The sequence below is a fragment of the Pseudomonas sp. 300 genome (genome assembly GCF_055803035.1).
This window is the reverse complement of record NZ_JAVLRV010000002.1, coordinates 1,604,989-1,615,662: the sequence shown is the minus strand read 5'-3', so window position 1 is coordinate 1,615,662 and position 10,674 is coordinate 1,604,989. Positions and strand designations below refer to the sequence as shown.

The window sequence follows — 10,674 nt, the reverse complement described above, 5'->3', positions numbered from 1 at the left end:
GCGAGTCCAGGCGCTTTTTGGCGATTTGCAACAGTTGCCGGAACCGGATCGGGAGCAGACCCGCGAAGCTCTGCTCGACTACCTGAACAAGGGCGGCAAGGTCAAGCCACCGGACGGCCCCGTGCCTCGGGAGCTGGAGCAAGCGCGCAAAGAAGCCCATGCCGAAGCGTTCAAATTCGCCAAGTACCAGGGTGGCACACCCGACTTCACCGCCCACAGCCGCGCCAGTGACGAGGCAGACGACCGCTACTACGCTCGCCAACATTTCAAGGTCGCCCCCGACGATTTCGTCGAACGCCACCTCGACACCTTGGTAAAACTCGGCCAAGCGCAAAACAAACGCATCGTCGATGTGCTCGAAGGCTCCAGCTTCAGTGGTAAGCGCGGGGTCAATGATTTCATCGACCGGCCTGCCATGGACAGCGCGCTGTTACAGCATCGCGACGACCTTGGCCGCTGGAACCGGATGCTGGATCGCATCACCACCGACCGCATCATGCTGGTGGGTGCCGGTCGTTTCCATCGTTCGGCCTGGTACTACGACGCGCAGGATCAACAGCAACTCCACCAGGCCCTCACCACCGAATACGCCTGCCTCAAGGACCTCTGCCGCAGCGATTACGCCAGCGAAATCCTCCTCGGTTATCTGGAAAAACACCCGGAACTGACCCGGCCACTGTTCTACACCTTGCCCCTGCGCCTGCAGCCAGAACGGGCGGCGCAATACGCCACGTTGTTCAACGCCGGCATGGGCGTGTTCAACAACCTGCCGCACTGGCTGGGCGAGTTGCAGAAAATCGAACAACCGCCCCTGCCGGCCCTTGACGATCTGCCCGAACACACCCGCGCCGTTGCCGACGCGGCCCAGCACAGCCTCAGCCCGGCGCTGAACCTCGGCCTAAGCCGGGCCTTGGAAGGTTTCGATCTGGCCGGAGGAAAAATCCCCGATCTTGATGAACTGTTCCGGCGCCTGCCCAAGGCGCTACCGGGGCGGATTCTCGACGCGGCAAAAACCACCGGGGTGACCTTCACCGTCTCCAGCCCGGCGGAACACGCGGCGCTGCAAAACAACCTCACGGAACTGCTCAGTGAGCGCGACTACCTGAAAACCCTGACCCGCGAACGCAACCAGATCACCCACAACAAAAATCGCCAGGGGCACAGGACAGCACGGGCGTTGGAATTGCAGGGTGAGATCGTTCGGGTCCGGGCAGAGTTGACGCAACTCGAAGGTCGCTTGGCCGGGGCGTTGAGCCCGATTGCGGAACTGCCGGATCAGTCGGCGCGCCTGTATGGCGCGACACCTGCTCGGGCGGGGGTGACGGTGGTGTTTCCACCGGCGCAGCAGTTGGAGGTGAGGAGTTTGCTGAAGAGCATTCGGTTGGGGGTTCAGAGTGTGCCGAAGGCAGACCTGATCAAGAGCGAGGGGATGGGGTTGTTGGTGTTTTTGGTGCAGGGGGTGAATTTGGTTTCGGTCATGAGGGAAACGTTTAACCAGTCACGAGACAAGCGTAAGTTGGAGCCGTTGATTACTGCGAGTTTTGCGACAGGAGCGGCGGGATTCACCGCAGCGCAAAGTCTGGCTGATACGGCGTTGAAGGCACGCAGCGCTGTACTCGTCGCGGGACTTCAACACCATGCGTTGCAGAATGTGCACGTGCAGATGGGGAAGATGCATGTTGGACTAGGCATCTCCACCTACGGTTTTGGTTTTGCGTCTTCAATGGTCAGCCTCATCAACCACCACCAGAATTGGCAACAGGCGGCACGTAGTGGCAATACGGCTGCGCAGAATAGTGCAGCGCTCGCGACAGTGGGCGCTGCCGGCATGACGACCGTCAATGCCTATGGCTTGGGGCACACGGTCCACACCACATTCAAAGTTCTGACGGCACGGGGTGCCGCAGCAAGAACAGTCGCATGGGCCGCCGCAGGCACACGCCTCTCCACGGTGTTCTTCCGCTTCAACCTCGCCGGCGCCCTGTTCACCGTGCTGGAACTGAGTGGCACCTGGCTGTACAACCGCTACAACCTCAGCGCCCACGATAAATGGCTGAAAACCACGCCCTGGAGCCTGGACACCGATCATCGCGGCGACCATACCCTGGATGAATATCAGCATTATTTGGGTTATTTGCTCAACGCTCCGTATGCGCAACTGGGCCCGAACGAACATGACTCCTGGTTGAAAAACTTCCTGCTAAAAGCCAAGCCCAGCGACATTCACTTGGTGCTGCCAAGGCTCAAGCTCAGTGATTTTCAGCCACCGTTGAGTGGACAACCGGCTCATCGCCTGGGGATTGGCGCCCACCGTCTGTCCGTTCCCCTCCACAGCCGTGGCAAGTCGCGAGAACGCAAGGACGTGATCAGCGAGGAAATCACGGATAACCTGCGCATCGTGCAAGCAGGACCCGATCGACTGGTGTTATGCCTGCAGTATCCCGTGGACCCTGACTCTGAATTTACCCCAGCGTCCGAAACGCTGGAATTGGCCGTCTGTGTACAAACCTTGAATGCCAAGGGGGTGTGGGAGTCGCGGACTGAAGTCATTCACCTTAACCCCCGCGCTGAGGGCCATTTCCCTTCATTACCCCGTCAATCCGTTACCGAGCATCCACCATTGTTGCGGGTTGAAACCCATCTGTTGGAGCTGGCCGACCATGCCCACCAACCTTGATAGCGCACTGCCTTCCCCGCACCTTGAGCAGTCCCGCAATGCCGGCGATATCGAGCCGTTTCCCAGTGGAAGAATCACTTATCTCGCACCATTGCCATTACCGACACCGTTGCCAGCGCATGGCCCTCATATCGGGGAACTGAATGACGTGTACATGGACTTCGGGCTGGGATCACCGCAGATATTTTCATGGCAAACCGTATTGGGAGGACCATTCAGTGTTGCTTTCATGATCGCGTTCCTAATCCCGCTAGCAATTGGCTGCATGGGCCTTTTGTTCGGATATGACTTCGCATACACATGGGAATTTGTCATTGATTTATTCTTCGCCATCTATGGATATGCCTTAGTTACCGGATTTTCCATGCTGGTAATCGGCCTCGGCGTCTGGCACCACAACCACAAAAAACGCCTCCACATCATCCCCACCCGCTTCAACCGCCAACGCCGCGAAGTCTGCTTCATGCCCGAAGGCGCCACCGAACCGCTCTTCGTCCCCTGGGAATCCCTCTCGGCCTGGGTCATCGAAGCCCAAGGCGCCACCCAATACGGCATCCACCGCCAGTACGGCATGGGCATCGGTTTCCAGCACGGCGAGACCCTGACCAGCGTCGAATTTCCCTGCTTCGGTCTTTCGCTGGCCATCAGCCACTGGGAAGCCATTCGCGGTTACATGGAATACGAAATCCACGACCTCAAATCCATTCAGGACCTGCAAGACCTGCAAGGCCCGAACGACCCGCCCCACGAAGGCCTGCACACTTTTCACAACGCCCGTGCACGCATGCACCAGCAAATCCGCGACGGTTCACGCAACCGGCTCTCGGGATTTTTCTGGTACCTGTACCACGTCATGACTCTGTGGACGATTCCCAATCACCTGACCGAATGGGAAATCCGCCGCCTCCAGAGAATGGCCCCACAGGCCATGCCCGAAGTGATGCGCCAATGGTCCGAGCCGTTGCCGGAGGAACAGTGGGCCAAACCGAGCCCGGAGCTACTGCGCATGAGCGAACAAGTACGGGCACTGCACAAGCGACAGCCGAGCCGAGCCATTACCGAGATTTTTGCCGAGGCACAGCGATTGGAAGCCGGCAACAAACAACGCGCATGAAACTGAGCGACTTCCGGTCACCGTTAAGCATTAAACCGTCTCGCCGCTTGGGTATCGGTGAACGGGTCAAGTAATTCCGGACACCCGTTACGGTTTTCACGCCGCTCTCAAACCCAACTCCGTGGCGAGGGTAGGTGTACTCACCTCTTTACCCGTAAACTCTCTCCCCTTTCGCCGCTGTCAATTTCCTCGCGGCCACTACCTTATTTCCTACGGAGCTCGCCTTGCGTCTGTTTCACACCTCCGACTGGCACCTTGGGCAGAACCTTCACGGCCAGGAACGCGATTTCGAGCACGGCTGTTTCCTCGAATGGCTGCTGCGTCAGCTAAAGATGGACCAGCCCGATGTGCTGTTGATCGCCGGCGATATCTTCGACACGGTCAATCCACCGGTCAAAGCCCAGGAACGCCTCTATGACTTCATCGTCAGCGCCCACGAACAACAGCCGAAGCTGACGATCGTGATGATCGCCGGCAACCACGATTCCGGTTCACGCATTGAACTGCCCGCACCGCTGATGCGTCGTTTGCGCACGCATGCGCTGGGGCGGGTGCTGTGGCTGGATGACGGGCAACTCGACGCCGAGCGTCTGCTGCTGCCGCTGCCGGACGCCAAAGGCAAAACGGTGGCCTGGTGCCTGGCGCTGCCGTTCCTGCGACCGGCCGAAGTGACCGGCGCGCACCTGGGCGACAACTACCTGCGCGGGATCGGCCAGGTTCACGAATGGCTGATCGAAGCCGCCAATGCCAAACGCAAGAAGGGCCAAGCGCTGATTGCCATCAGCCATGCGCACATGGCCGGCGGTTCAGTATCGGAAGATTCCGAGCGCAGTCTGATCATCGGCAACGCCGAAGCGCTGCCCGCCAGCCTGTTCGGCCCGAGCATCAGCTACGTTGCCCTCGGGCATTTGCACAAGCCGCAGAAGGTCAACGGTGAAGAGCGCATTCGCTACAGCGGCTCGCCGATTCCGTTGTCGTTCTCCGAAATCGGTTATCAGCATCAGATTCTCGACATCCAGCTCGACGGCGAAACCCTGGTCAGCGTCGAACCGAAGCTGATTCCCCGCGCCGTCAACCTGCAACGTATCGGCCCGGCGCCTTTGGCCGACATCCTGCTACAACTGGCCGACCTGCCGAATATCGATTTGCTCGCCGACATTCAGCGTCAGCCGTGGCTGGAAGTGCGGGTGCGCCTCGATGAGCCGCAACCCGACTTGCGCCATCAGGTCGAAATCGCCCTGCAAGGCAAAGCCGTGCGCCTGGTGCGGATCGCCGCTGAGTACGCCGGTAACGGCAGCCGTGACGGGCTCGATGACGGTACGCCCCTGGTTGAACTGGACCAGCTCACACCCCAGGAATTGTTCAGCCGCGCGTGGCTGGACAACTACGGCAGCGAGGTCGACGAGCAAACGCTGAAGGACTTTGCCGAGCTGTTGCAAGACGTGCAGATGGAGAGCGAACAGCCATGAAAATTCTCGCGATCCGCCTGAAAAACCTCGCTTCCCTTGCCGGGCCGTTTGAAATCGACTTCACCGCCGAACCCTTGGCCAGTGCCGGTTTGTTCGCGATTACCGGGCCGACCGGAGCCGGAAAAAGCACCCTGCTCGATGCCTTGTGCCTGGCACTGTTCGGCGCCGTGCCTCGACTGAGCAACGCTCAAGTGTCGGCCAAAGCGCCGGATGCCGACGGCGAAATCAGCACCGGCGACCCACGTACGCTGCTGCGTCGCGGCACGGGCGAAGGCTATGCCGAAGTCGATTTCGTCGGCATCGATGGCCGTCGCTATCGCGCGCGCTGGGAGGCCAATCGCGCTCGGGAGAAGGCCGGTGGCAAGCTGCAAGCCAGCCGTCAGAGCTTGCGTGACATCGATCTGGATCAACTGCTGGCCAGTCAGAAAGTCGAGTTCAAGACCCAGCTCGAATCCGTCCTCGGCCTGAACTTCGAGCAGTTCACCCGTGCCGTGTTGCTGGCTCAGAGCGAGTTCAGTGCGTTCCTCAAGGCCAACGACAACGAACGCAGCGAACTGCTCGAAAAACTCACCGACACCGCGCTCTACACGCGTCTGGGCCGTCGCGCCTTCGACAAGACCAAAGAGGCCCGTGAAGCGCACAAGCTGTTGCAGGATGAGGCCACCGGCGTCACGCCGCTGACGCCCGAAGCCCGTACAGAACTGGATCAGCGCTTCAACGAAGCACAGCAGCAACTCAAGACCCAGCAAGCGCAACTCAAGCAGCTTGAACTGCAGAGCCTCTGGCTGAAAGCGCTGCGCCAATTGCAGGACGAACAGCTCAGCGCCACCGAACAACTGACCAGCGCCCGGCAGGATTGGCAAAGTCTGACCGCTGAACGCTTGAAATTGACCCGCCTGGAGCAACTGGCGCCACAACGGCACCAGTTCGCCCGCCAGTCCGAACTGAGCGCCTTGCTCACGCCGCTGGCCGCGCAGATTCAGCAGCACACGCAGCAGCAACAAGCGCTGCACGAACGCCAGACTGCACTCGAACAGAGCCTGAGCACTGCGCAAACTGCGCTGGTCGAGGCCCAACGCCAACACAGCGCAAACGTGCCGCTGCTGCGTCAGGCCTTCGAAGCGCAAAGCACCCTCGCCCGTTTGAACAAGGACGCAGGGCACAGTGCCGAGCTCAAACAGCACGCGGAGCTGGCCTGTACCCAGGGCCAAGGCACGATTCAAAGCTTGCTTGAGCAGCAAAGACAAGTGGCCGAGCGTCTGCTGCGAATTGCCGGGGAACTGGCGCAAAGCGCTCATCTGGCCCCGCTCAGCGATGCCTGGAGCGCCTACCGCGACCGTCTGCAGCAATTGATGTTGATCGGCAATCGCCTGAACAAGGGTGAAGCTGAACTGCAGGCGCTGGAACAGAGCGCCAGCCGTGCTGCCGCGGAACTGGTTGCGCAAAAGCAGCATCTTGAAGTGCTCTACAAAGAGGCCGGTGCCGAGCCTGAAGCGGTCGCTGAACAGATCCAGTTGCTGGGTAATCTGTTGCAAGACAACCGCAAAAACCTGCGCCACTTTGAAGAGCTGACGCGCCTGTGGGCCAGTCAGCAGGAACTGGACCAGCGCATCGCCGAATTGCAGCGACGTCAAACCGCTGCCCAGCAGGAACGCGATCGCCTGACCCAGGACGGGGTAAAAAGCAAAAACGAGCTGACCGTCGCCGAGCAGACCCTGACAGTCACCCGCGAGTTGCTGGAGCGTCAGCGCCTGGCCCGCAGCGCCAGCGTCGAAGAATTGCGCGAGCAGTTGCAGGACGATCAGCCCTGCCCGGTCTGCGGCAGCCCGGACCATCCTTATCATCAACCGGAAGCCTTGCTGCAAAGCCTCGGTCGTCATGATGAAAGCGAGCAGGCCAACGCGCAGAAAGCGGTGGATTCGCTCAAGGAAAAACTCACCGATCTGCGCACCGAAGTCGGTGGCGTGATCGCCCAGCAAAAAGAACTATTGCAACAGCAGGAACACCTCCTCGCTCAACAACAGAGCCTGGCACCGACCCTCGACGCGCACCCGTTGTCTGCGCAATTGCAGGCTCAGGACGCCACCCAACGCGATGCCTGGCTGGCCCAGCAAAACAGCCAGCTGCAACAAAGCATCACGCAGGATGAACAGCGGCAAACCGCCCTGCTCACCCTGCAACAGGATGCTTCGCGCCTTCAGCAACAACTGCGCGGCGCCGAAAACGCAAGCCAGCAAGCGACCCAGCAACTGGCTAACCAACAACGCGAACTGAACAGCGATCGCCAGCGTCTGGACGAAGAGTTGGCTGCGTTCAGCGCCCTGCTCCCTGCCGCTACCCTGCAAGCATTGCGCAACGAACCGGCTGCAACCTTCATGCAACTGGACCGGCAGATCGCCGAGCGCCTGCAACAACTCGAGCAGCAACGCGATGAGCTGGATGAACAGCTGCAACGCCAGCAAACGCTGGAGAAAGAACAGGACCGCCAACTGACACGCGTCCAGCAACAAGAGGCCGCCCAGCAGCAATTCGCTGCGCTCGCCGAACAGCAACAGACTTGCCAGCAGCAGTTGGCTCAACTGCTGGGCCAGCACACCAGCGCCGAACAGTGGCAGCAACAACTGGATCAGGCGGTGGAACAGGCGCGCAATGCCGAAACGGCGGCCCACCAGGAACTGCAAACCGTACGTACGCGCCTGGTAGAACTGGCGGCCGAGCTCAAAGCGATGCAGGAACGCCTGATGGCGCTGGAAACAGAAGACCGCGAACTGAGCGGGAAGATTGCCGACTGGCGCGCCTTGCATCCGGAACTGGATGATGGCGGCCTGGAAGACCTGCTGAGCGTCGACGACCAGCAAGTCAGCGCACTGCGCCAACGGTTGCAGCAAAACGAAAAAGCCATCGAGCAGGCTGAGGTGTTGTTGCAGGAACGAGAGAAACGCCTGGCCAGTCATCTGGCGCAGGACAACGGTAATCTCGATGCCGGGCAACTGGCCACCGCACTGGCCGATCTGCAAAACCAGTTTGCCGCCAGCGAGCACCGTTGCGCCGAGCTGCGCGCCCAGCAGGCCGAGGACCAGCGCCGGCAAAACGCCAATCAGGCCCTGGCCCAACGAATCGCCGACGCTTACAACGAGTACCAGCGCTGGGCGCGTTTGAACGCATTGATCGGTTCAGCCACCGGCGACACCTTCCGCAAGATCGCCCAGGCCTACAACCTCGACCTGCTGGTGCATCACGCCAACGTGCAGTTGCGGCAACTGGTGCGGCGCTATCGTCTGAAGCGTGGCGGCAGCATGCTCGGCTTGCTGGTGATGGATACCGAAATGGGCGATGAACTGCGTTCGGTCCATTCGTTATCCGGTGGCGAGACATTCCTGGTGTCGTTAGCGCTGGCATTGGGCCTGGCATCGATGGCATCGAGCACGCTGAAAATCGAATCGCTGTTCATTGACGAAGGCTTCGGCAGCCTCGATCCGGAATCCCTGCAACTGGCGATGGACGCCCTCGACGGTTTGCAGGCTCAGGGCCGCAAGGTCGCGGTGATTTCCCACGTCCAGGAAATGCACGAACGGATCCCGGTGCAGATTCAGGTCCACCGCCAGGGCAACGGCCTGAGTACCCTGGAGGTGAAATGACCACGCTTTACTCCTTCCGCCGCTGCCCGTACGCCATGCGGGCGCGGATGGCCCTGCGTTACTCGGACGTTGCCGTGAACATCGTCGAGGTCAGCCTGAAGGCCAAGCCTGCCGAAATGCTCGCGCTGTCGAGCAAAGGCACGGTGCCGGTGCTGAGCGTCGACGGCCAGGTGATTGATGAAAGCCTGGCGATCATGCACTGGGCATTGGCACAGAACGATCCGCAGGATTGGCTGCTCAAGGATGACCCTGCGGGGCGAGCGCAGATCGCCGTACTGATCGAAGAGAACGATCAGGTGTTCAAGGTGCATCTGAATCACTACAAGTATGCCGAGCGTTATCCCGAGCAGCCGATGGAATTTTATCGAGCCGAAGGCGAAGTGTTTTTGCGCCAGCTGGAGGGGTTGCTGGAGGGACGCGACTATTTGCTGGCGGACCATCCGAGTCTGGCGGATGTGGCACTGATGCCGTTTATTCGGCAGTTCGCGCATGTGGATCGTGAGTGGTTTGATCAGACGCGCTACGTGCGGTTGCAGGCTTGGTTGAAACGGTTTTTAGAGTCAGACCTGTTCACATCAATCATGAAGAAGTAACCGGCCTCTGTAGGAACCAGCTTGCTGGCTCTTACAGAGTTGGTGGCGTATTAAGGATTCAGGCCAACACTTCGCACATCTGCAGCACCGAGCAATCGACCTGGAACGGACCGAAGAAATCGCCTTGGCGTTTGATGGGTGGATTACCGGCCAGCAAGCCCATGGCCTTCTCGGTTTCGATGCTGCGAGCGAGGTTGTGATTGGCCTCGATCGACCGCGCTACAGAGCCTGCCGAGGCTTGTCCGATGCCCAACAGGGAAGCGCCATTGGTCATGAACGCCAGGAAGGCGATGACCCAGAGTTTGCCCCCTTTCATGCCCCTGCCACTCCCGCCACGTCTGCGTGATCGATCACGGCGTTTTGAGCGCGGTGTTCGAACTGAATGGCGGGATAAGCGACCTGAATCGGCGCGTCGATCTCGTGTTGCGATTGCGCGGTAATGCTGACAACCAACACCAGCGCCACGTAAAGACCGATGGCCAGGTAGGCGCCGTATTTGGCAGAAGTGAGGATTGCGCTGGCCATGGTGTTCTCCGTGGGCATGTTTCAGTGCCCACAGAATCGATCAAAAAAGCCGTGATAACCACTCAGTGTTATCCATAGTCACCATCAGCTTCGTTGATCATTAAGCCAGTCTATTTCAGCCTTCGATAAAACTCATCATGCGCTCTCGAGCAGCGTCAGGCTCGCCTGGAGCGGGCGGTGCGGCGGATAAAATAGGCGTTGAATAGAGGAACAGGAGTACCACGGCCAGACGCATCGCCATGCTGTCGATCCTTTTTATTAGAGAAGGAGTCAATAAATCAGCGTCAAATTTAAACTCATGGCCATGTGATATCAAGAGCGACATTGATAGCAATGTGATGCTGTCGTAAACGCGTTATGCAGGAGCGACATCACTCAGGCTTTTTCAAAGCTTTTCAGCTTGATCCGCGCAAGTGACTTCGCTCCTGCATAAAGGGTGCAGGGCTGGAACTTCAGGCTTGGGTTTTGTGATCCAGGGCCGCGTAGAAGTTGGCGCTCTGTTGCAGGTATTTCTGGGTATAGCTCTGGGTGTGGGATTTTTTGTCGCTGATTTCAACGTTGGCGCTGGCTGGCAGAGCAACGGTGGCAGAGATGGCGGATGCGGCGATAATAGAGAAGAGATTGAAGTTCATTGCGGTATTCCTCGGATTCAGTTGGC

Annotated in this window: 9 protein-coding genes; 5 read left to right on the top strand and 4 right to left on the bottom strand. The window is 59.4% G+C overall.

Annotated features, from left to right (window positions below):
• The 5 genes from Q7W83_RS13980 to Q7W83_RS13960 form a co-directional block, all read left to right on the top strand.
• Positions 1-2,677, top strand: a 2,677-nt coding sequence (locus tag Q7W83_RS13980) for a toxin VasX (RefSeq protein ID WP_473656207.1), incomplete at its 5' end; no start/stop codon positions are given.
• 364 nt (positions 2,678-3,041) lie between these two features.
• Positions 3,042-3,791 carry a hypothetical protein gene (locus Q7W83_RS13975; RefSeq protein WP_224788042.1) on the top strand — a complete coding sequence of 250 codons (750 nt, stop codon included), beginning with the start codon at positions 3,042-3,044 and terminating at the stop codon, positions 3,789-3,791.
• Between the two features lie 224 nt (positions 3,792-4,015).
• Positions 4,016-5,260, top strand: coding sequence for an exonuclease SbcCD subunit D C-terminal domain-containing protein (locus Q7W83_RS13970; protein WP_458377479.1), 1,245 nt, complete (start codon positions 4,016-4,018; stop codon positions 5,258-5,260).
• Positions 5,257-8,898, top strand: coding sequence for an SbcC/MukB-like Walker B domain-containing protein (locus Q7W83_RS13965; protein WP_150630594.1), 3,642 nt, complete (start codon positions 5,257-5,259; stop codon positions 8,896-8,898). The genes Q7W83_RS13970 and Q7W83_RS13965 overlap by 4 nt, the downstream gene beginning before the upstream one ends.
• Positions 8,895-9,491 carry a glutathione S-transferase gene (locus Q7W83_RS13960; protein WP_150630593.1) on the top strand — a complete coding sequence of 199 codons (597 nt, stop codon included), beginning with the start codon at positions 8,895-8,897 and terminating at the stop codon, positions 9,489-9,491. The genes Q7W83_RS13965 and Q7W83_RS13960 overlap by 4 nt, the downstream gene beginning before the upstream one ends.
• A 58-nt stretch (positions 9,492-9,549) precedes the next feature.
• On the opposite strand, the gene Q7W83_RS13955 is transcribed toward Q7W83_RS13960, so the two are convergent.
• From Q7W83_RS13955 to Q7W83_RS13940, 4 genes are all read right to left on the bottom strand, one after another.
• On the bottom strand, positions 9,550-9,807 hold the full coding sequence (locus tag Q7W83_RS13955) for a hypothetical protein (protein WP_150653309.1): 258 nt from the start codon (positions 9,805-9,807) through the stop codon (positions 9,550-9,552).
• Complete coding sequence (locus Q7W83_RS13950; protein WP_150630591.1) at positions 9,804-10,016, bottom strand: hypothetical protein; 213 nt, start codon at positions 10,014-10,016, stop codon at positions 9,804-9,806. Before Q7W83_RS13950 ends, Q7W83_RS13955 begins: the two co-directional genes overlap by 4 nt.
• A gap of 115 nt (positions 10,017-10,131) precedes the next feature.
• Positions 10,132-10,257 carry a hypothetical protein gene (locus Q7W83_RS13945; protein WP_263596734.1) on the bottom strand — a complete coding sequence of 42 codons (126 nt, stop codon included), beginning with the start codon at positions 10,255-10,257 and terminating at the stop codon, positions 10,132-10,134.
• A gap of 211 nt (positions 10,258-10,468) precedes the next feature.
• On the bottom strand, positions 10,469-10,648 hold the full coding sequence (locus Q7W83_RS13940; RefSeq protein ID WP_473656206.1) for a hypothetical protein: 180 nt from the start codon (positions 10,646-10,648) through the stop codon (positions 10,469-10,471).
• Positions 10,649-10,674 lie beyond the last annotated feature (26 nt).